The following is a 21,019-nucleotide window of genomic DNA, read 5'->3' as shown; positions in this document are numbered from 1 at the left end:
AGGAGATGACATGACCGTCACCACCGCACCACAACGAATCATCGAGAAGACCGTCGCCGGGGAGAAGATCAGCCTCACCGCAGACCAGGCCGAAGCCTTCGGCCGCGAGCTCGACGCGCTGAAAGACCGCGTGATCGCCGACCTCGGCGAGCGCGACGCCACCTACATCCGTCGGATCATCAAGGCGCAGCGGGCCTTCGAGGTCGGTGGCCGGGCCCTGCTGTTCGGCGGCATCTTCCCGCCGTTCTGGTTGGCCGGCACCGCCATGCTCGGCCTGTCGAAGATCCTCGACAACATGGAGATCGGCCACAACGTCATGCACGGTCAGTACGACTGGATGGGCGACCCGGCGTTGTCGGGAAAGAAGTTCGAGTGGGACACCGCCTGCCCGGCCGACCAGTGGCGACACTCGCACAACTACATGCACCACACCTACACCAACATCGTCGGCATGGACCGCGACGTGGGCTACGGCATCCTGCGGATGAGCAAGGATCAACCATGGGAGCCCTACTTCCTCGGCAACCCGGTGTACGCCTTCCTGCTGATGGTGTTGTTCCAATACGGCGTCGCCCTGCATGAACTCGAAACCGAACGCATCCGCGCCGGCGAGATCACCGTGGCCGACAAGCGAGAAGTCCTCGAGGGCATTTGGCGCAAGACCAAACGCCAGACGGTCAAGGACTACGTGGCGTTCCCGTTGCTGGCCGGCCCCTTCGCGCCGTGGGTCTTCGCGGGTAATCTCACCGCGAACCTGATCCGCAACGTGTGGTCGTACATGATCATCTTCTGCGGCCACTTCCCCGACGACGTCCAGGAGTTCTCCATCGAGGAGACCAAGGCCGAGACACGTGGGCAGTGGTACTTCCGGCAGGTGCTGGGATCGGCGAACCTCACCGGGTTGTTCCCCCGTCGCTTCGCTCGCCCCGGATCGGCAAGGCTGTTTCACATTCTGAGCGGCAACCTGTCGTTCCAGATCGAGCACCATCTGTTCCCCGACATCCCGGCGCACCGGCTGGCCGAGATCTCCGAGGAGGTCAAGGAGATCTGCACCCGCTACGGGATTCCCTACAACATGGGGTCGCTGCCGCGGCAGTTCGCGACGGTGGTGCGCAAGATCGTCAGGCTGGCGCTGCCGTAACGCGAGACTGCCGATTGTGATGGAAATCGGCTGAGATCCGTCACAAACCGTAGCCTCGGCGTGGCTCAGGTCTGGCAGACCGGGCACCAGTAGGACACGCGATCGCCGGCGCTGTCCGACGCGATGGGCGTGCCGCACCGGCGGCACGGCCGACCGCGGCGGCCGTAGACCCACAGGTCGCGGCCGATGCGGGTGTCGCCGGTGGTGGTGCGATTGACCCGAGAGCGGTTCAGCCACAGCATGTCTCGGGCCCGCTGCACCATACGCAGCGGGTCGTTGACGTTGCCGACCGGGGTGGTGGGCAGATAGCCGGTGACGAAGCACAGTTCATTGGCATAGACGTTGCCGATGCCTGCCATCACCCGTTGGTCCAACAACGCCTCGGTAAGCGGGCGGTCCGGATCCGCGACGAGGTTGGCCCTGGCGACGCGCGGTTCCCAGTCGTCGCCGAGCAGATCCGGCCCGAGATGGGCGACGGTTTCCATATCGTGGTCGCGCCGCAGAATCTCGAGCACGCCGAGGTCGACACCTGCCGCGCGAGAGTCGCTGGTGTGCAGCAGGATCCGGATCTTGAATTCGGGTACGCGGCGAATCTGGCCGCCGATCAGCCAGGCGCCTTCCATCTTGAGATGCGAATGGATGCTGGCATCACCGACTCGGATGAACAGGTGCTTACCGCGGCTGAGCACCTCGTCGACGACGCGACCCGTCAGGTCGACGGTGGCGAACCGCGGCACCCGCACGTCGCAGCGTGTGAGTTCCTTGCCCTGCAACGCTTCGCGAAGTTTGGTGGCAGTGCGGAAGACGGTGTCGCCTTCGGGCATCACCTGCTCCTACATGCGCCGAGCGCACGATTGTCTGCCGGTTGTCTCGGGGTCAACGTAGCCGCAGTCCGCGCGGAGTGCGGGCGAAGCCGGCGCCCGACAATGCGTCCTGTACCGCCGCTCGCTCGCCCTCGGCGCCCGGCTCGAGAACCGGCACGCCGTTGACCTTCTCGACGAGGAAGGAGCCGACGCGGCCGCTGCTGACCAGATCCGCCAGGGCTGCTGCCGCGGCGATATGAGCGTCGGCGTCACCGGTGAAGCCCAGCAGCGAGCGCCCGCCGCGTTCCAGAAACCACACGAGTTCGCCGTCGACGAGCGCTACCAGCGCGCCCGCCTTGCGTCCCGGCCGGTGCGCGACGTCGTCATCGGACCGCTTCGTCGGCCACGGCAGCGCGGCGCCGTAGGGGTTGGCCGGATCGGCCGCCGCCAGCACCACCGCCTGGTATTCACGGTGATCCTGGTCCACCCCGTCCAGGTAGGTGCGCAACCGGTCGACCGTGGAGGCGACCGCGAACTGGGCACCGCCCAGCGACTCGACGAAATAGCCGCGTTGGCATCGTCCGGCGTCCTCGAACGCCGTCAGCACCTTGTAGAGCATCGCGAAGCCGCCGGGCACGCCCTCCGCGCCGACCGCGCCCTTGGTCAGCACACCGTGCCGGTTGAGCAGCAGCTCAGCCTGAAAGTGTGCGCGCACAGTCGATTCCGGCTCGGCGGCGGGCAGCTCCGACCACCGTCCGGCCACTGTGGGGTCGGCAATGCGGGTCTGGGCATGCGCTACGCTGTAGCGGCTCAACCGCGGCGCGCGTTGCCGCTGCCGGTGCGCGGGTGCGCTCCGTCGCCCCGCCGGGCCGCGGGTGCCCATCAGCTTCGCCCGCACGGGGGCGAACGTGTCGCCGGTGATCCAGCCCGCCCAGATCAGGTCCCACAGCGCAGTCTTGTGCTCCTCGGTCGGGTGGTCCGCGAGCCGGCGGAAGAAATACGCGCCGCCGCCATTGAGCGTGTCGAGGATGGCCTGATGGGTTTCGGTGAACTCGATCTCGGCCCGAGCGGCCAACGTCAACGGCGCCGTCTCCGCCGGATGGAAGGCGATCCAGCCGTCACCGCCGCCGATCTGCCCCGCACCCGACCACGTGACCTCACCGGAGGCCAGCAGTTCGTCGAGCATCGCGGGGTGGTAGTCGCGGACACGCTGACCGAACACCAACGGCTCGACGGCAGACGCCGGAACCGGCACGCCCGCAAGCTGATCGATCGCTGCCGCGAGACCGTCGACGCCGGTGTTGTGCGTCGAACCGACCAGCTGCCACGCGGGTAGGAACCGGCCGTAAGCGGCGGTGCTGACCGGCTCGATTTGCGCACGTAACGCGGCAAGCGAGCGGCGGCGCAGGATCTTCAGCACGTCGGCGTCACACCACTGCTCACTGTCGAGGGCGGCGCTGGCGAACTCGCCGCGAATCAGCTTGCCGTCGATCGCCTTTCGGCCCAGCACGTCGGCGGTGACCCGCAGACCGAGGCCAAACCGGGCGGCCGCGTCATGGGTGGTGAACGGTCCGCGGGTGCGGGCGTACCGGCCGAGCAGCTCGCCGAGTGGATCATCGACCGTCTCAGTGAACGCCGTCGGCACCCCGACGGGTACGGCGACTCCGACCCCGTCGCGCAGTAGACCGATGTCCTCGATGGCCACCCACCAGGTCTCGTCGGCGAAGGAGACGGTCAACGCGCGCTTGGCGGCGCGCAGGCCCTCGAGCCAGCCGCCGATGTCGTCAGTCGTGCAGCGCTTGGCGATCTCGGCTTCGGTCAGTGGACCCAGCAGCCTCAGCAGGTCGGCGATGCCCTCGGCGTCGCGGGCGCGGCGGTCGTCGCTGAGGTGCTGGAGTTGGCGGTTGGTGCTCTCGATGACCTGCGGGTCGAGCAGCTCCCGCAGCTCCACGCGGCCCAGCAACTCGGCCAGTAGCACGCTGTCCAGCGACAGCGCCGCGGCCCGGCGTTCGGCGAGCGGGCTGTCGCCCTCGTACATGAACGCGCCGACGTAGCCGAACAACAGCGACGCCGCGAACGGCGACGGCGTGGTGGTCTCGACCTCGACGATCCGCAGCCGGCGCTGCGCGACCCGGTGCATCAGCTCCGTCAGCGCGGGCACGTCGTAGACGTCCTGCAGGCACTCCCGCACGGCCTCGAGCACGATCGGGAAGTCGGGATACTTGCGCGCGACGTCCAGCAACTGCGCGGCGCGCTGGCGCTGATGCCACAGCGGTGAGCGTTTACCGGGGTGGCGGCGCGGCAACAGCAGTGCGCGCGCGGCACATTCGCGGAACCGCGACGCGAACAGCGCCGAGCCACCGACCTCGGCGGTGACGATGGGCTCGATCTCGTCGGCGTCGAACACGAACAGGTCGGCGCCGGGAGCTACGTCTTCGGTGTCGGGCAAGCGCACGATGATGCCGTCGTCGGATGCGGTGGGTTTCTCCTCGATGCCGTAACGCTCCCGCAGCCGGCGTGACACCGCCAACGCGAGCGGCCCGTGCACCCGCAGGCCATAGGGGGAGTGCAGGATGACGCGCCAGTCGCCGAGTTCGTCGCGGAACCTTTCGACGACGAACGTGGTGTCTGACGGGACGACGCCGGTCGCCTGGCGCTGATCGTCGATCAGCCGCCAGAGGTTGTCGGCGGCGAAATCATCGAAACCCATTGCACGGCAACGCTGGTCGAACTCTTCCTTGCCGAGGCTGGCCAGCTCACCGGTGTACGCACCGACCGCCGCGCCCAGCTCGGCCGGTCGGCCGACACCGTCGCCGCGCCAGAACGGAAGCCGCGCCGGCTGTCCGGGCGCCGGGATGACCAGCACGCGGTCGTGGGTGATCTCGGTGATCCGCCAGCTCGTCGCGCCCAAGGAAATCACGTCGCCGGGGCGCGACTCGTAAACCATTTCCTCGTCGAGTTCGCCTACGCGGGAAGGCTTCTCGGAGTCGGTGGCAAGATACACGGTGAACAGGCCGCGGTCGGGGATCGCACCGCCGCTGGTGACCGCGAGGCGCTGGGCACCGGGGCGGCCAGTGAGCGTGCCGGTGTCGCGGTCGTAGACCAGCCGGGGCCGCAGCTCGGCGAACTCCGTCGACGGATACTTGCCCGACAGCAGGTCCAGCGTCGCCTCGAACGCGCTGCGTGGCAGGGTCGCAAACGGGGCGCTGCGCCGCACCGCGTCGAACCAGCGGTCGGCGTCGAGAGGTTCCAGCGCGCACGCCGCAACCGTGTGCTGCGCGAGCACGTCGAGCGGGTTGGTCGGCACCCGCATGCTCTCGATGTCACCGGCCAGCATCCGTTTCACCGTCACCGCGCAGCCGATCAGGTCCGTGCGGTGCTTGGGTAACAGCACGCCCTGCGAGATTTCGCCGACCTGGTGGCCGGCGCGGCCGATGCGCTGCAGGCCGCTGGCCACCGACGGCGGCGCCTCGACCTGGATGACGAGATCGACGGCGCCCATGTCGATGCCCAGTTCCAGGCTCGACGTCGCGACGACGGCCTTGAGCCGGCCGCTCTTGAGGTCGTCCTCGACGATCGCGCGCTGCTCCTTGCTGACCGAACCGTGGTGCGCGCGGGCCAACAGCGTCGGCGCGCCCGACGCCTGACCGCTGCCCATGATGTGGGCCGGCGAACCGCCCGCCACCCCGGTGTTGGGTCCTGTCTTCAGGTCGACGCCGGTTCGTTCGGCGTGAATCTCGTTGAGCCGCGACGTGAGTCGCTCCGCGAGCCGCCGCGAATTGGCGAATACGATCGACGAGTTGTGCGACTCGATCAGATCGACGATGCGTTCCTCGACGTCCGGCCAAATCGTGTTGCTTTCGAGGTTGGCCATGTCAGGCACCGGCACCTGGACCGACAGGTCGAACGTCTTGGCCGCGGGCGGGGCCACGATCGTCGTGCGGGCCTGACCCGACAGGAACCGCGCCACCTCTTCGGGTGGACGGACGGTGGCCGATAGTCCGATCCGCTGCGCGGGCGTCTCGAGGAGTTGGTCGAGGCGCTCGAGCGAGAGCGCGAGATGCGCACCCCGCTTGGTGGCCGCGACCGCGTGCACCTCGTCGACGATGACGGTCTGGACGCTCGCGAGAGTGTCGCGGGCCGCGGAGGTCAACATCAGGAACAGCGACTCCGGCGTGGTGATCAGGACGTCCGGCGGCCGGGTGATCAATTCGCGGCGCTGAGCGGGGGACGTGTCGCCCGAGCGCACGCCGACGCTGATCTCCGGCGCCGGGACTCCGCGCCGATCGGCCACGCGGGCGATGCCGGTCAGCGGTGTGCGCAGGTTGCGTTCGACGTCGACGGCGAGCGCCTTGAGCGGCGATACGTAGAGCACTCGGGCACCGGCCCGGGGCGGCTTCGGTTCGGCGGCCAACCGGTCGATGGCCCACAGGAAGGCGGCCAGCGTCTTACCCGATCCGGTCGGGGCGATGACTAAAGTGTGGTCGCCGTCGGCGATCGCCGCCCAGGCTTCGGCCTGGGCGGGCGTCGGCTCGACGAACGTGCCGCTGAACCACTCCCGGGTCAGGCCGCTGAACCGGGCGAGAGCGCTGGTGCTCATCAGACCATCGTGCCAACCGGGTCCGACACTTCTCGGCGGTTTCGGTGCGCTACCAGTCGCTGAGCGACCGGTTGCGCACCGAAATCACTGGTCAGCGGTGGTCCGGTGAGACCGCTGTGCGCAGAGCAGAAGGTATGCCGGGCACCCGGCCGACCGCGTCCAGGAGGGCGTGCGCGCAGCGGTCGGCGACCTGGCCGGCGTCGATCGACGGGTCGATCAGCCGCTGCCTGCACATCTCGAAGGTGAACGCCAGCCAGCCGTAGACGGTGATGCGCAGGTCGCGCTCGACCTTGGCGTCCCCGTCGCCGCCGAGCGCCGCGCGGATCCGCGAGAGGATCCGCTCGGCCTGGCGGTCGTTGTCGATGTCCTCGATGCCGCGCAGCACGGGGTCCGAGCGGCCCATGCCCACATACGCCGCCCACGCGCCGTGCGGGTGCTCGTCGTCGTAGCGCAGGTAGGCCAGCACGCCCTCGCGCACCTGATCGAAAAGGCTCTGCCCGGGCAGCGGGGGTGTGTTGGTGGCCGCGAACAGTCGCTCGCCCTCGGCGCGCACCACCGCGGCGAAGAATTCGCGCTTGTCGGGAAAGTAGTGGTACATCAGCGCGCGCGACACCCCGGCGCGCTCGGCGATCTCGTCGATGCGGACTTCGTCATAGGGCCGTTGCCCGAACACCTCCGCGCCGAGCGCCAGCAACTCGCTGCGTCGGTCGGCGGGGGAGAGCCGCCGTCGGGACTCGGCCATGTCCCCATCGTAGTGAACACATGTCCAACAGCGGTTCGCGCTCACCGCGGCGGCGGTAGTCTGGATGGTTACCCAACGCATAACCGAGGCAGGGATGACGATGGACATTGTCCGAGGCGCAACGCGATTCGTCACCAACACCGCGAACGCCACGACCGCCGCCGCCGGGGCGGTCAGCGGCGCGGCGATCAACGGCGTCATCGGCGGGGTGAAGGGCACCGCCAGCGGCATCCGCGACGGCCTGTCCAGCGGCAGCCACTCCACCCCCGCGGCGCTGTTGACGGTGGGCGCCGTCGGCGCCGCCGGGCTCGTGGAGTGGCCCGTGCTGCTCACGCTCGGCGGTGCTGTCCTGCTCATCCGCCAACTAGGGTCGCGCAACGGCGAGCAGCCCGAACCCGCCGCTGTGGCCGCGAAACCCGCGTCGACGCGGAGCACACCGGCCAAGTCGCCCGGCAAGCGTGCCGGCAGCGCTCCGCGTAAGCGCAGCGCGGCGAAGAAGTAGGCCCGCAGAGAACGGTTCGCTGCTCGTGGCGGTTCATTGCCTACGCATGGGGTAGCCAAGGCCCGACCGTTCAACTGGAAGGACCTGATCGATGAGCTTTCCCGAGCAGCAGCAGTCGCCTCCTGGCATACAGGCCCAGATGCAACCCCTGCCCGATTGCGGCGAGAGCAGCTACCAAGGGCATGGACGGCTGGCGGGCAAGCGGGCGATCGTCACCGGCGGCGACAGCGGTATCGGGCGCGCGGTCGCGATCGCGTTCGCGCGTGAGGGCGCCGACGTGCTGATCGCCTACCTCAACGAAGACCAGGATGCGCGCGACGTCGAGCGCTACGTCACCGAAGCCGGACGCAAGTGTGTGCTGGTGCCCGGCGACCTCTCCGACCCCACGCACTGCAGGGCGGTGGTGGACAAGGCGGTCGAGCAGTTCGGCGGCATCGACATTCTGGTGAGCAACGCCGCGTACCAGATGACCCACGAGACCCTCGACGAGATCACCGACGAGGAATTCGACTACACCTTCCGCCTCAACATCGGCGCGTACTTCTACCTCGTCAAGGCCGCACTGCCGCACATGGGGCCCGGGGGTTCGATCATCGGCAGTTCGTCGGTCAACTCCGACATGCCCAACCCCAAGCTCGCACCTTACGCCGCCACCAAGGCGGCGATCGCGAATTTCTCGGCCAGCCTCGCCGAGATGTTGGGAGAGAAGGGAATCCGCGTCAACAGTGTCGCTCCGGGCCCGATCTGGACGCCGCTCATCCCGTCGACGATGCCCCCGGAAAAGGTCAAGCAGTTCGGCGAGAACGTGCCGCTGGGCCGGGCCGGTCAACCGGTGGAACTGGCGCCGGTGTATGTGATGCTCGCGTCCGACGAGGCGAGTTACGTGACCGGCGCGCGGGTGGCGGTGACGGGCGGGCGGCCGATCCTCTAACCGAAGTGCACGCCCTGGGCGAGCGGCAGTCCGGGCGAGTAGTTGACGGTGTTGGTGGCGCGGCGCATGTATGCCTTCCAGGCGTCGGAACCCGACTCACGGCCGCCGCCGGTCTGCTTCTCGCCGCCGAACGCGCCCCCGATCTCTGCGCCCGACGTTCCGATGTTGACGTTGGCGATGCCGCAGTCTGATCCGTCGGCGGCCAGGAACCGCTCGGCCTCGCGCATGTCGAGCGTGAAGATGGAGGACGAAAGCCCCTGTGGGACAGCGTTGTTCATCACGATAGCCTCATCCAGCTCGGTGTAAGTCATGACATAGAGGATCGGGGCGAAGGTCTCGTCGTGGACGACGTCGGTCTGGGCGGGCATGCGCACCACCGCGGGTGCGACGTAGTAGGCGCTTTCATCACCGAGGTCGTGACGCTCGCCGCCGATGACCTCACCGCCGTCGGCGGCGGCCCGTTCGAGCGCCCGTACCATGTCGCGGTACGCGGTCTCGTGGATCAAGGGCCCGACCAGCGTGCCGTCGGCAGCCGGGTTTCCCAGCGGCAGTTGGCGATACGCCGCGACGATCCGGTCGACGAGATCGTCGGCGATCGAGGCGTGCACAATCAGCCGGCGCAGGGTGGTACACCGCTGACCCGCTGTGCCGGCCGCCGAGAACACGATCGCGCGCACGGCGAGGTCCAGATCTGCCGACGGCGTGACGATCGCCGCGTTGTTGCCGCCCAGTTCCAGGAGCACCTTGCCGAACCGCTGCGCCACCCGCGGGCCGACCTGCCGGCCCATCCGCACGGAACCGGTCGCCGAGAGCAGCGCCACCCGCGAATCGTCGACGAGATGCTCGCCCACCTCGCGGCCGCCCTGGATCAGACGGGTCACCTCCGCGGGTGCGCCGACATCGCGGGCGGCGCGCTCGATGAGCGCCTGGCACGCGAGCGCGGTCAACGGCGTCAACTCAGAGGGCTTCCACACCACGGTATCCCCGCACACCAGGGCAATCGCGGTGTTCCACGCCCACACCGCGACGGGGAAGTTGAAGGCGGTGACCACCCCGACCACGCCCAGGGGGTGCCAGGTCTCCATCAGCCGGTGCCCGGGCCGCTCGGACGCGATCGTCTTGCCGTACAACTGCCGTGACAGGCCAACCGCGAACTGGCAGATGTCGATCATCTCCTGTACTTCCCCGAGTGCCTCGGAGGTGATCTTGCCCGCCTCGATTGTCACCAGCGTCGCGATGTCGTCCCGGTGCGTGACCAGAAGCTCGCCGAGCCGGGCCACCAGCGCCCCGCGCACCGGTGCCGGTATGGTGCGCCACGACGAGAACGCCTGCGCTGCTTGGTTGATCGCCTCGTCGACCTGCTCGGCCGTGGTCTCGGGGAGGGTGAACAGGACTTCACCGGTGATCGGCGTGCTGGCATGCAGGCCCGATAGGGATGTCGCCGGCTCTCCGGCACCGTGGAAGCCCGGCTCGCCGAAATCGCCGCGCCAGCCGACAGCGCGCAGTGCTGCGAGGGCTCGGGCCCGTAGGGCATCCGCGGTCGGGAGCGCCGATGTCGTCATGGTGGTCATGATGCCGCCTTCTCATACAGTGCGTAGGGGTCGTGGATGGGGTGGCCGATCTGGCCGGCCATCCAGTCCTGGCTGTACTGCGTGTCGTCGCGTCCTGCGCCGGCCACGGTGTCGGAGTCGAGGTTGGAGCCGAAGATGCCCGCCGCCGAGGCGGGTAGGAAGTCCTCGTAGACAACGGGTTCGGCGGGATCGCCCCCGCGGTAGTACGCCAGGCCCGACGCCGCCAGTTCGGCGTCGGTGGCGGGGAAGTAGGCCGACCACACCGCCGCCGGGTCGGGGGTCGACATCGCCCGGTCGTATCGGGCGCGACCGTCGGAAGTCAGTGCCACACCACGCGCCTCGACCTCGCCGAAGCGCACCCGCAACGTGCCCTCGGACACGGTGCCGTCGACGTCGCGGAACCAGCGGGGTTCGGCGAGCGCGCGAAACGACGTCTGCCGCAACAGGACCGAGGGTCCGTCGCGGCGGGCCCTGAATCGCGTCGATCATCGTGATGCCGCGGGCGGTCATACGTCGGTACAACTCGTCGATGTCGAGCGCGCGCGGGGTCAGGTGGTTGAGGTGGGTGCTGCTCACCCCGGCAATGTCGGCGGCGACGGCCGAGACGCGGGTCAGTTCGTCGTACCACGCTTTGTCGATCGGTTCACGCGAGAGCGCGAACGCCGACACCGCGGCACCGACGAAGCGTTGTGCGCGTTCGCGATCGGCGCCGCCGTCAGCGGCGATTCCCCGAGCCTCGGCGATCAGGGCCGGGTCGAACAGTTGCCGTCGGGCCACGAACCGTTCGATCCTGGCACGCAATTCCACTCCGAAGAAAGCGCTCGTCGGAACTGGCCAGCATCGAGGTGAACATCCGGAAAGGGTTGCGCGTCAACTCGTTCGGCTCGACCGGCCGGAACGCGGTGGAGACCACGGGCACCGGTGGGGTGGCGGTGCGCAGATCATAGAAGCCGACGGGGTACATCCCGAACGCCGAGAAGAGGTCGGCGACATCGGCCAGTTCGCGTGGACTCCCGACGCGGACCGCACCGTGCCGTTCGGCGGTGACCCGCTGCAGTGAACCCAGCCGCTCTGCGCCCGGGGTGGCGGCGACGTAGCCCCGGTTCACCTCGGCGCTGACGTCGACGAGCGTGGTGTAGGCCGGAACCTCGGCGCCGTACATCCTCGACAGTCCCGCGGCGAAGGCCGCGCGCAGCTTCCAGGTATCCCAGCGGTCCGTGCATTGGCTCATCGCGGGTCACCCGCTCGGATACAGTGCGGCCATGGGTGAAGCCGAGGACCACCCCGCCGTCGCGCAGCTCGACGAGATCGATCGCATCCTGACGCGCGAACTTGTGGCCGACGGTCGCGCCACGCTGGCCCATCTCGCCGCGACGGCCGGCCTTTCGGTCTCGGCGGTGCAGTCGCGGGTTCGTCGACTCGAGTCGCGCGGCGTCATCGGCGGGTACACCGCACGGGTCGATCCGGCCGCGCTCGGGCACATGTTGTCGGCGTTCGTGGCCATCACTCCTCTCGATCCGTCCCAACCCGATGATGCTCCGGCCCGCCTCGAGCAGATCGCCGAAATCGAGTCCTGTCAGTCCGTGGCGGGCGAGGACAACTACATCCTGTTGGTCCACGTCGAGTCGGCGCGAGCGTTGGAGACGCTGCTGCAGCGCATCCGCACTGCGGCTAACGTCCAGACGCGCAGCACGATCATCCTGCAAACGTTCTACAGTGGACGGCGCTATGTGCCGTAATAATTCCGGTCAGGTGCCGCGGGAGGTTGTCTTCTTACCGGGCATCTTCTTACCGGGCACCTTCTTGGCGGGTGTCTTCTTTGCGGTGGCCTTCTTCGCCGGGGCCTTGGGCGAGGCCGCCGGTGCGTCCGGGCGAGACCCGTCGGCGACGGGCTCTCGGTCGTCGAAATGCCGCGCGACCACGACCTGCCCGATGCCGATGGCCGCCGCTACCGGCCACTCGATCGCGCCGAGAGCGGCCAGCACCCCTAGGACTCCGAAGAACGCGAGCTGATCGGGCGGCGGGACCCCGATCCGGCCCACCACCGGAAGCCGAACCGCGAACTTCTCAGCTTCTTTGACGAGCTCGGAGGCGTCGCGATGGGAGGCGACAAACGACCGCGCCTTATCGAACATTTCGCACCCCGTTCAACTGGATGTCCCCGAATTCACCCACTGGCGAGGCTACCTTTCGGGTGTGTCCGACTTCACGCGCACTGCCAGCCCCGACACACTGATCACCGCCGGTGTCCATCTACTCACTCCGCCGGTCCGAGCCATCTACGCCATCCTCGTGCAGGCCGGCATCGTCGTCGTCGACGACGGCGACTGACTCGTCGTCCACGATGGACGCGATGCGTTCCCGCACCGCGTCCGTGGCGCGGCTGAGCAACTCCGGAGCGGTCGTCGACAGCAGGGCTGCCACCGCCGTGGCCGAGAACGCCTGACCCCAGCCGAGGGGACCCACCGGCGTGCAGCCGAAGACCTGGCTGAGGCCGGGTGTGCTGATGATCCCGGCCAACGTCGCGAACGAACCCGCCGCCGTGAGCACCACCAGCGGGCTGCGGGAGTCGATCAGGGTCTGGGCCAACTGCGTCGACACCAGCCCGATCAGCGCAACGGTGGAGGCGCGCTGCCCAGTGCCCGTCACCCTCGCCATCACCCACGCCGACGTGGCCCCGACGGTGGTCGCTGCGCCGCGGACGCCGATCGCGCGCCACATCGCCGCTTCGTCCAGGTCCACCTGTCCCGTCGTGTCGGTCTGCCGGCTGACGGCCAGCGCCGCGGCCGGCAATGCGTCGGTCAACATGTTGACCAACAGCATCTGCCGGGCGTTGAGGACGGAGCGCCCGGTCAGCAGGCTGGTGACGAGCGCGAACGTGACCTCGCCGGTGTTGCCGCCCAGCAGCATCGATACTGCCGACTGGACGCGGCGCCACAGCTGCTTACCCTCGTCGAGGGCGTCGAGCAAGGCCTCGATCCGTCCGTCCAGCAGCACCACATCGGCGGCGGTGCGGGCCGGATCGCTGCCGCGCGCGGCCACCCCGACCCCGACGCTCGCCGCCCGGATAGCCGCCGCATCGTTGGCGCCGTCGCCGACCATGGCCGTCACCAGGCCGATGCGTTCCAGCGTCCGCACCACGTCGATCTTGTGTTCGGGTGACATTCGGGCGTAGACGAGCCGCGAGCGCACCGCATCGGCGCGTTCGTCTGTCGTCAGGCACTCCCAGTCGGCACCGGTGATCACTTGCTCGGCGGCGACCGCCAGGCCGAGTTCGCCGGCGATGACCGCCGCGGTGACCGGATGGTCGCCGGTGATCAGCCGGATTCCGATATCCCGGTTGACGAGTTCCTTCAGGACCTCCTGCGCACTCTCTCGTGGAGTGTCGGCCAGTCCGAGGAGCCCGATGGGGGTCAGGTTTGAACGGCACAACTCCTCGAACGCGGCGGCGTCGGCGGCCGCGGCCGCGGCCTGCTCCGGGGTGAGTTGACGCTCGGCCACGGCGATCACCCGCAGGCCCTTGGCGGCCATGTCGTTGACCGCGGCCACCACCGGACCATTGGCTTGGGTCAGGGCGGATGCGAGCATCTCGGGCGCGCCCTTGATGGTGAGCCGGGTGCCGACGATCGCTGCCGCGAACGGCCGGCCGGCCTGGAATGGCAGGAACGCATCGCGCTCGATCGCGGTCGTGCCTGCTGGGTTCTCGTCACCGTGGACGGCCCGGCGGATCGCGTCGTCGGTGGCGTGATGGGCTCGATGACCCGGCCGGACGTAGATCGTGGTCAGGGCCGCGTCGAGCGCTTGTTCCTCGGTGAGGTCGTCAATCGCGCGTACCGCTTTGACCTGCAGCCGGTTCTCACTGAGCGTTCCGGTCTTGTCGAAGCACACCACTTGCAGTCGAGCCAGCGCCTCGATCGACTGAGCGTTGCGGATCAGCACCGACTCGCCACTGAGTCGCCGGGCGGAGGCCAACTGTGCCAGCGTGGCGACCAGCGGCAGTCCCTCGGGAACGGCGGCCACGGTCAATGCGACGGCACTGCCCACGGCCTCGCGCAGCGGTGTGCCGCGGGCCAGGCTGAGCAGACCGACCAGGGCGCCGCCGCCCACGCTGAAGGGCAGTGCGCGTTTGGTGATCCGGCTCAGCTGGCGCTGTAGGCCGATCTCGCGCGACTTCTCCGGCGCCATCGCCAACGCGCGGCGCATCTCGGTGCGCGACCCGACCGCGGTGACGATCGCGATTGCGGTGCCTGCCACCAGAGTGCTGCCCGCGTAGAGCATGCATGCCCGTTCGGCCAGCGGTGCTCCCGGTGTGGGATCGGACTGCTTGGGCACTGGCAGCGACTCTCCGGTCAGCGTCGACTCGTCGGCCTCGACGTTGGTGGCCGCGAGCAGCCGCGCGTCGGCGGGGACGATCTCGTCGGCGCGCACTTCGATGATGTCGCCGGGGCGCAACCGGTTCGCCGGCACCTTTTCCTTGCCGCCTTGATCGAGTGGGCCGACCCGCCGTCGAGCCAGCGGCTCCTCGACGGCCATCAACCGCTGCAGAATCCGTTCGGCGTGCAACTGCTGCTCGGCCGACAGTGCAGCGTTGGCCAACAGCACACCACCGACCAGCGCGGCGTCCAGCGGCGAACCGAGCAGTGCGCTGGCCACGGCCCCGGTGGCCAGCAGCGGCGTGATGGGATCGGCGAGGTCCGCCCGCATCTCCACGGCGAAATCGCGCGCCAGATGCCACGACCACGTGGCGACGCGTCCGAGCACGCGCAGCGGGGGCAGATCGGCCAAACCTGTTGACACATCGGGCTGTTCGTCGGGTGGGCGGGGTAACAGGCGCTGCACCTCGGTGACCGGCATCGCATGCCAGTCGTGTGTGGTCTCGGGCTCCGGTGCCCGGTCCCTGAACACCTTGTTGCCTGCGGTGAACCCCGACCACAGCGCGCCGATGACGCCGACGTTCACCGATTCCGGACCGCTCCCGGGCACGCCGGGTATCAGCATCAGCGCGCCGAGCGCGGTGGCGGACACCGACAGTCGCACGCCCCTGGCGGTGACGGCTCGCGCCGTCGGTAGCGAGTGCAGGATGCGCCAGACCGACAACAGGTCCGGCACGAACACGTCGGCGCCCCACGGCGGGCGGCCGGGACGTTCCAGGCCGATGGTGAGGTCGACATCCTGGTTGGCCGACATGGCCGGCGTGGTCAACAGTGCGATGGTGGCGCCGTCGGCTTTCAGTTCGGTTATCGCCGCGGCCAGCGCCTCGTCGATCGAGTCGCCGACGGGATGCAGCCGGTCGAAACCCTGGGCCAGCGAGCGCAGCCCGTCGTCAGCGACCGACGTCACTCGCGGCTTGGTCCGTCGCGCCTCGGTGACCACGGCATTGGCGAGGGGATCGCGTACCGGGCTCACCAGTGCCTTGCCCGACCGACCCGCTCCCGGAATGGTGGCGAGCTCGTGCCAGCCCGGCTGCAAGCCGTCGGCGTCCAGCGCCGCCCGGACCGCCTCCCAGGCGCGGGCGCGGCGTGAATTCGTCACTCCGACAACGCGAGTCACCGTCAGTCGATCGGTATAGAGAGTGCGCGGATCAATGACGATCGCGTCGAGTCGGTCCAGGTGCCGCAATGCTCGCGGCCGGACGACGACGGCGTTGTGCCGGGTGGTCAGGCCGCGCGTCATCGCACAGCCGAACGCTTCCCGGGCGGCTCGTGACGGTTTGGGCGCGGTCACCAGTGCGGCACTTCCTGCGATGGTCGGGTTGCGGGTCACCGCACCGACCATGGCCGCGGCCACCAGGCCGAGTTCGCCGATCCGCTCCGAATAGCGCTCGCCTGGACCGTAGTCCCATTCCAGGGTGCCGCGATCCGGGAAGCCACCCTCCGGCGGAGAGACGGCCAGTCGCGGTTCGTGGCGCCGCCACGCCAATCGGGCGTGCCACGCCTCCGCGGCGAGCAGCGTGCGAGTGGCGGCCTCGGCGGCCGCGGAGGTCGGTGAGGCGGTCAGCCCCGCGGACGCGGCGGACATCAGGCTCAGCAACAAGTCGGTGCTGTCGCGGCCGAGCCTTCTCTCGAACTGGCGGCGCACCTGCGGGACGTTGGCGGCCGCGGTGGGTATCACCGAGAGCAGGTCCGGCCCCCTCGGCAGGCGCAGCGTGTTTCCGGTCACCGACAGACCGAGCCCGACGGCGGCGGCCAGCGCGCCCAGCGTCCGTGCCGCCAGCAGCGCGTCGTCTCCGGGCAGCGTGAGCGACCGGTGCCGCTCGCCGCAGGGCCCGGTTCGGGCGCGGCGTTCGGCGTCGGCCACGACCACTGCCAGGTCGGCGGCGGGTCCCGCGGGTTCGGTGGTGACGATCACGCGCGCCACCGAGCGGTTGATCTCGGCGTGGGTGACCCCGTCGACGGCGTGCACGGAGGCGAGCACTTCCTCGGCGATCGCGTCGGCGTCGGGTCCGCTCAGGCCGCACACTTCGATCCAGTGGTGCGAGTTCAGGCGGCTGGTGCGCTTGACGGGGTGCCCGCCGAGGGCCTCGGACGTGATGGCGGCCGCGGTGCGTGCCGCGGCCGGTGCGCCCGCCGCCGCGTCCTGGATCATCCCGGCCGCGGCGCGGGCGGTCGACGCTGCGCCCGTCGCGACATCGGTCACCACTCCGGTGGCGGTGCCCGCGACGGCCCGCCCGGCGCCGAGCGCGGCGTCGCCCGCCAAGAGTGCCGTCCCCCCCGCGAGTTGGACGAGCTTGCGCGACGAGCCGAGCAGCCTCATGACGGCCGGTCCGGAATGAGGCACGGCGTCGACGGCTGTAGTGCCTGCGCAGATCGCGTCACCTCGACCACCCACCGTAAGACCAATTCGTCGGCGGCCGTCTGCCGCCCAAACCGATTCGCGATGAATGCCCTTCCTTTCGTGGTGCCACACCGGGAATCGTGGCAAGGCTTCGGGCCGGGTGCTCGAAGCCTATACGCGGAAACCGGTAGTGATGGCTCGGCGCCGTTCGACCACGTCGCTGGGGCAATTGATGCGGCCATAGTTGTCTGACCCGGTGAACGGCGACTTGCGGTCGCATGGATCGGAGATGAACACCGGGTCCGCCGCTGGTGAGAACGGAGGCGCCGAAGTAAATCGCCTGAGATGATCGGTTGGCCGGAAAACATCGAATAAAATGAACGCATGACCGATATTTTTGTGCCAAGCTACCGGTCTGCGCTGCCGCAAGCGGATGTCGTCGGCCCCGACGAGGTGCGTGACGTCCTGGCCCGCAGCATCCTCGCCGACGGCCTGGACCTGGTGCTAGACCTCGAACGGTCCCACGGGTCGTTTCTAGTGGACGCCAGGACCGGTGAGCGCTTCTTGGACATGTTCACGTTCTTCGCGTCCTCGGCGCTGGGCATGAACCATCCGTCGTTGGCCGGCGACCGGGAGTTCCGCGCCGAACTCGCACGGGCCGCCGTCAACAAGCCGAGCAACTCCGACGTGTACACCGTGCCGATGGCCCGGTTCGTCGACACATTCGTGCGCGTGCTGGGGGACCCGGCCCTGCCACACCTGTACTTCGTCGACGGCGGCGCGCTCGCGGTCGAGAACGCGCTCAAGGCGGCGTTCGACTGGAAGAGCAGACGCAACGAGTCGCGGGGACTCGATCCCGGTCTGGGCACGAAGGTGCTGCACCTGCGCGGCGCCTTCCACGGTCGCAGCGGCTACACGCTGTCGCTGACCAACACCGACCCCGACAAGGTGGCACGGTTCCCGAAGTTCGACTGGCCGCGTATCGATGCGCCGGTGGTCCGCCCCGGCTTGGACGACGAAGCCATGGACGCGGTCGAGGCGGAGTCGCTGCGCCAGGCAAGGGCGGCGTTCGAGGCGCATCCGCACGACATCGCGTGCTTCATCGCCGAACCGATCCAAGGTGAGGGCGGCGACCGGCACTTCCGGCCGCAGTTCTTCGCCGCGATGCGGGACCTGTGCGATGACTTCGACGCACTGCTGATCTTCGACGAGGTACAGACCGGCTGCGGGTTGACGGGAACGACGTGGGCCTACCAGCAACTCGGCGTGACGCCCGACGTGGTCGCGTTCGGCAAGAAGACCCAGGTCTGCGGCATCATGGCCGGCCGCCGGGTCGACGAGGTGGCCGACAACGTCTTCTCCGTGAGTTCGCGGCTCAACTCGACGTGGGGCGGCAACCTCGCCGACATGGTGCGCGCACGCCGGATCCTGGAGGTCATCGAGGCCGACGGACTCGTGTTGCGCGCCGCGAAGGCCGGCCGCTACCTGCTGGACCGGCTCGAGGCGCTGGCCGCGGAGTTCCCCGGCGACGTCCTCGATGTCCGGGGCCGCGGCTTGATGTGTGCGTTCAGTCTGCCCACGCCGGCGCTGCGCGACGAGTTGATTCGCGAGCTGTGGGACCGGCGGGTGATCGTGCTGCCGAGCGGCGGCGAGAGTGTGCGGTTCCGCCCCACCTTGACCGTGACGAGGGCGGAGATCGACGCGGCGGTGGCCGCGGTGCGCGACGCGCTCAACTGATCTCGGTCGGCGCCGACGGTTCCAGCAGCCGCCGGATCGTCGACCGCAGACGCGGGAGGTCCGCCCCGCCGACCAGCTCGCATCCGTGAAGTGCGGCGAGTTTGCGTGCAGCAGAGGTGAATCCGTGGTTCGTCACGACCATGGTCTTGGCGCAGTCCTGCATCGGCGCGCCCGCGACCACTTCCTGCACCGCGCTGGCGCCGACGGGACGGGACTGGCGCTTGCACTGAACCGCAAGACGATTCGGCCGCTTGCCGACGATGATGTCGACACCCCAGTCGCCGGTGATGGCGGTCATGATCACCGGCGCGCCGCACGACCGGGCCGTGCGCGCGACGTAGTCCTCGAACTCGGCACCCGACATCGCCGCGGTGACGTCCTCGCGGGCACCGGGAGTCATCGCGCCGACTAACGCCCCGGCGAGGAATCTCGGCGCCGCGACGACAAGCAGTGGCGTGACGAGCCCGAGCGCCAGGCTCCACTGCGGGGCGACCCCGAGGAGCCACGCTCCGACGCCCGAAGCGGCGGCCGCCACCGGGTACACCTTCACCGTCACCCGACGAATCCTAGGACGGCATACTGACACCGGCTGCGCCGATTGTCCGGAAAACGAATACCGGACCTGCCGCAATACCCGAGTGCGGGGGTGCGCGTTAACCTGCGATTCATGACCGACGAGCTGGTTGAGTCCGACGACGGGCAGACACCCGTCGAGCAAGCTCTCGCCGGCGGCGATCCGCATCGGGTCGGCTGGTTCCGGTTCTACTTCGCCGACGAACACTGGGAGTGGTCGCCACAAGTCGAACGGATACACGGCTACGAGCCGGGTACCGCGCAACCGACGACCGACCTCGTGCTGTCTCACAAACATCCCGAAGACTATGGCCAGGTCGCGGCGACACTTGACGAGATCCGCCGCACGGCGGGCGCGTTCTCCACCCGCCACCGGATTATCGACACCAACGGCGAGGTGCATCACGTCGTGGTGGTCGGCGACCAGCTCTTCGACGACGGAGACCAGGTGGTCGGAACCCACGGTTTCTATGTCGACGTCACCCCGTCGACGGTCAAGCGGCGCGACGAGGTGTTCAGCGCGGCGGTCGAGATGGCCGAGGCCCGCGGGCCTATCGAGCAGGCCAAGGGCATGCTGATGTTGATCTACCGGATCTCCGCGGACTCGGCGTTCGAACTGCTCAGGTGGCGTTCGCAGGAGACGAATACCAAACTGCGAGCGCTGGCCGAGCAAGTCGTCACGGATTTCCTCGGGTTGACCTACGACGACGAGTTGCCGCCCCGCTCCACCTACGACAGGTTGCTGCTGACCGCACACTGCCGGGTGCAGCCCTGAGGTTTGCCGACCGATTTCGCCGGGAACTCCCCGTCACACCAAATCAACGCTGTCCCAACAGCCCAAGCCCGTCGCGGCGACGACCGCAGTGGCCCGCAACGCCGCTCATCTGGCGAGAGCCCTGAGGGTCGATCACTGCCGCCCTACCAGTGAGGTTCCGGCGTCAGTTTCTCTGACGCGCAGTCGGGTAGTTCTACCGTTGTCCAGTAGCCCACGTCCGGGCGGAGGTATGCCTGGAGAGGAGTACCGATGAAAGGCCCGAAGAATCCCGTCGATCACGCAAGGACGACGCGTCCCCACGCCGGGGAGTCGATGAAGGACAACAAGAACATGCCGGGGCTGATCGTCATCGGGGTGGCGTTGGTGCTGTTCGTTTCGGCGCTGGCGGCGCACGGCGCCGGCCATCACGGCGTGGGCATCGGCTTAGGCAGTGGCTCGGCCGCGCTGTTCGTCATCGGCGGCGCCTGGTTGCTCGTCGCGCATCTGCGGGTGCGCAAGATCGAAGACCGTTGGTACGCCGCGCATCCCGGTGCCGAACGACAACGGCCCAGCAGTTGACCCACACGAGAAAAGCCCAGCCGTTCCGGCTGGGCTTTTCTACTTGCAGTGCCTTACTGCTCGGACTCCTGGCGCTTCTCGGCGGCGTCGGCGCCGGCCCGTGCGGACTCGGCCTCGGCTTCCTTCTTGGCCGCGTCCTGCTGGGCGTCGGCCTTGTCCTGCTGGGCCTTGCCTTCGCGGACCATGTCGTCACGACCGGTTACGGTGCCGACCGTTTCCTTCGCTTTGCCCTTGACGTCTTCGACGACGCCCTTGACGCCTTCTTGAGGGCCACTGTTCTTCTCGGTCATGCTCACCTTCCCGCAGTGCAGT

At 68.8% G+C, this 21,019-nt stretch carries 15 protein-coding genes and 1 pseudogene; 7 read left to right on the top strand and 9 right to left on the bottom strand.

Annotated features, from left to right (window positions below):
* Positions 1-10 precede the first annotated feature (10 nt).
* Positions 11-1,141 carry a fatty acid desaturase family protein gene (locus QGN32_RS05950; protein WP_326547707.1) on the top strand — a complete coding sequence of 377 codons (1,131 nt, stop codon included), beginning with the start codon at positions 11-13 and terminating at the stop codon, positions 1,139-1,141.
* Positions 1,142-1,206: 65 nt separating this feature from the next.
* Here the strand turns inward: QGN32_RS05950 and nei2 are convergent, their stop codons facing one another.
* The 3 genes from nei2 to QGN32_RS05935 form a co-directional block, all read right to left on the bottom strand.
* A complete protein-coding gene (gene nei2 / locus QGN32_RS05945; protein ID WP_326547706.1) occupies positions 1,207-1,965 on the bottom strand; it encodes an endonuclease VIII Nei2 in 759 nt (252 codons plus the stop codon).
* Positions 1,966-2,017: 52 nt separating this feature from the next.
* Positions 2,018-6,544, bottom strand: a complete 4,527-nt coding sequence (locus QGN32_RS05940) for an ATP-dependent helicase (RefSeq protein WP_326547705.1) — start codon at positions 6,542-6,544, stop codon at positions 2,018-2,020.
* 91 nt (positions 6,545-6,635) lie between these two features.
* Complete coding sequence (locus tag QGN32_RS05935) at positions 6,636-7,286, bottom strand: TetR/AcrR family transcriptional regulator (protein WP_326547704.1); 651 nt, start codon at positions 7,284-7,286, stop codon at positions 6,636-6,638.
* Between the two features lie 100 nt (positions 7,287-7,386).
* Between QGN32_RS05935 and QGN32_RS05930 the strand changes: the two genes are divergently transcribed.
* Together QGN32_RS05930 and QGN32_RS05925 are read left to right on the top strand one after the other, a co-directional pair.
* Positions 7,387-7,788 carry a hypothetical protein gene (locus tag QGN32_RS05930; RefSeq protein ID WP_326548955.1) on the top strand — a complete coding sequence of 134 codons (402 nt, stop codon included), beginning with the start codon at positions 7,387-7,389 and terminating at the stop codon, positions 7,786-7,788.
* Positions 7,789-7,879: 91 nt separating this feature from the next.
* Entirely contained in the window at positions 7,880-8,719 is an 840-nt protein-coding gene (locus tag QGN32_RS05925) for an SDR family oxidoreductase (protein ID WP_326547703.1), read from the top strand.
* On the opposite strand, the gene amaB is transcribed toward QGN32_RS05925, so the two are convergent.
* Both amaB and hglS read right to left on the bottom strand, forming a co-directional pair.
* Positions 8,716-10,290 carry an L-piperidine-6-carboxylate dehydrogenase gene (amaB, locus tag QGN32_RS05920; protein ID WP_326547702.1) on the bottom strand — a complete coding sequence of 525 codons (1,575 nt, stop codon included), beginning with the start codon at positions 10,288-10,290 and terminating at the stop codon, positions 8,716-8,718. The genes QGN32_RS05925 and amaB overlap by 4 nt on opposite strands.
* A pseudogene (gene hglS, locus QGN32_RS05915) lies at positions 10,287-11,521 on the bottom strand (2-oxoadipate dioxygenase/decarboxylase). The gene amaB and the pseudogene hglS overlap by 4 nt, the downstream one beginning before the upstream one ends.
* A gap of 31 nt (positions 11,522-11,552) precedes the next feature.
* Between hglS and QGN32_RS05910 the strand changes: the two are divergent.
* A complete protein-coding gene (locus QGN32_RS05910) occupies positions 11,553-12,029 on the top strand; it encodes an Lrp/AsnC family transcriptional regulator (RefSeq protein WP_326547700.1) in 477 nt (158 codons plus the stop codon).
* A gap of 9 nt (positions 12,030-12,038) precedes the next feature.
* Here the strand turns inward: QGN32_RS05910 and QGN32_RS05905 are convergent, their stop codons facing one another.
* Both QGN32_RS05905 and QGN32_RS05900 read right to left on the bottom strand, forming a co-directional pair.
* Positions 12,039-12,425 carry a hypothetical protein gene (locus QGN32_RS05905; RefSeq protein WP_326547699.1) on the bottom strand — a complete coding sequence of 129 codons (387 nt, stop codon included), beginning with the start codon at positions 12,423-12,425 and terminating at the stop codon, positions 12,039-12,041.
* Positions 12,426-12,543: 118 nt separating this feature from the next.
* A complete protein-coding gene (locus QGN32_RS05900; RefSeq protein WP_326547698.1) occupies positions 12,544-17,043 on the bottom strand; it encodes a cation-translocating P-type ATPase in 4,500 nt (1,499 codons plus the stop codon).
* A gap of 405 nt (positions 17,044-17,448) precedes the next feature.
* On the opposite strand from QGN32_RS05900, the gene lat reads away from it, so the two are divergent.
* Complete coding sequence (gene lat, locus QGN32_RS05895) at positions 17,449-18,801, top strand: L-lysine 6-transaminase (RefSeq protein ID WP_326547697.1); 1,353 nt, start codon at positions 17,449-17,451, stop codon at positions 18,799-18,801.
* Here the strand turns inward: lat and QGN32_RS05890 are convergent.
* Entirely contained in the window at positions 18,794-19,366 is a 573-nt protein-coding gene (locus QGN32_RS05890) for a restriction endonuclease (RefSeq protein ID WP_442791825.1), read from the bottom strand. The two genes, lat and QGN32_RS05890, sit on opposite strands and share 8 nt — an antisense overlap.
* A gap of 102 nt (positions 19,367-19,468) precedes the next feature.
* Here QGN32_RS05890 and QGN32_RS05885 point away from each other — a divergent pair, with 102 nt between their 5' ends.
* Both QGN32_RS05885 and usfY read left to right on the top strand, forming a co-directional pair.
* On the top strand, positions 19,469-20,149 hold the full coding sequence (locus tag QGN32_RS05885; protein WP_326547695.1) for a PAS and ANTAR domain-containing protein: 681 nt from the start codon (positions 19,469-19,471) through the stop codon (positions 20,147-20,149).
* Positions 20,150-20,398: 249 nt separating this feature from the next.
* A complete protein-coding gene (gene usfY, locus QGN32_RS05880) occupies positions 20,399-20,707 on the top strand; it encodes a protein UsfY (RefSeq protein WP_326547694.1) in 309 nt (102 codons plus the stop codon).
* A 53-nt stretch (positions 20,708-20,760) separates the two neighbouring features.
* Here the strand turns inward: usfY and mbp1 are convergent, their stop codons facing one another.
* Positions 20,761-20,997: a microaggregate-binding protein 1 gene (mbp1, locus tag QGN32_RS05875; protein WP_326547693.1), complete on the bottom strand. Its 237-nt coding sequence runs from the start codon at positions 20,995-20,997 to the stop codon at positions 20,761-20,763.
* Positions 20,998-21,019: the final 22 nt, after the last annotated feature.

The organism is Mycolicibacterium sp. ND9-15, from assembly GCF_035918395.1.
In the GTDB taxonomy this organism is placed as follows: domain Bacteria; phylum Actinomycetota; class Actinomycetes; order Mycobacteriales; family Mycobacteriaceae; genus Mycobacterium.
Note: the sequence above shows the minus strand (reverse complement) of the source record. Positions and strands in the feature narration are given on the sequence as shown.

Coding starts and splice junctions, on each gene's coding strand:
- usfY (WP_326547694.1), top strand. CDS start 20,399: ATGAAAGGCCCGAAGAATCCCGTCGATCACGCAAGGACGACGCGTCCC.
- QGN32_RS05910 (WP_326547700.1), top strand. CDS start 11,553: ATGGGTGAAGCCGAGGACCACCCCGCCGTCGCGCAGCTCGACGAGATC.
- QGN32_RS05905 (WP_326547699.1), bottom strand. CDS start 12,425: ATGTTCGATAAGGCGCGGTCGTTTGTCGCCTCCCATCGCGACGCCTCC.
- QGN32_RS05930 (WP_326548955.1), top strand. CDS start 7,387: ATGGACATTGTCCGAGGCGCAACGCGATTCGTCACCAACACCGCGAAC.
- QGN32_RS05940 (WP_326547705.1), bottom strand. CDS start 6,544: ATGAGCACCAGCGCTCTCGCCCGGTTCAGCGGCCTGACCCGGGAGTGG.
- QGN32_RS05950 (WP_326547707.1), top strand. CDS start 11: ATGACCGTCACCACCGCACCACAACGAATCATCGAGAAGACCGTCGCC.
- QGN32_RS05885 (WP_326547695.1), top strand. CDS start 19,469: ATGACCGACGAGCTGGTTGAGTCCGACGACGGGCAGACACCCGTCGAG.
- mbp1 (WP_326547693.1), bottom strand. CDS start 20,997: ATGACCGAGAAGAACAGTGGCCCTCAAGAAGGCGTCAAGGGCGTCGTC.
- QGN32_RS05925 (WP_326547703.1), top strand. CDS start 7,880: ATGAGCTTTCCCGAGCAGCAGCAGTCGCCTCCTGGCATACAGGCCCAG.
- lat (WP_326547697.1), top strand. CDS start 17,449: ATGACCGATATTTTTGTGCCAAGCTACCGGTCTGCGCTGCCGCAAGCG.
- nei2 (WP_326547706.1), bottom strand. CDS start 1,965: ATGCCCGAAGGCGACACCGTCTTCCGCACTGCCACCAAACTTCGCGAA.
- QGN32_RS05935 (WP_326547704.1), bottom strand. CDS start 7,286: ATGGCCGAGTCCCGACGGCGGCTCTCCCCCGCCGACCGACGCAGCGAG.
- QGN32_RS05900 (WP_326547698.1), bottom strand. CDS start 17,043: ATGAGGCTGCTCGGCTCGTCGCGCAAGCTCGTCCAACTCGCGGGGGGG.
- amaB (WP_326547702.1), bottom strand. CDS start 10,290: ATGACCACCATGACGACATCGGCGCTCCCGACCGCGGATGCCCTACGG.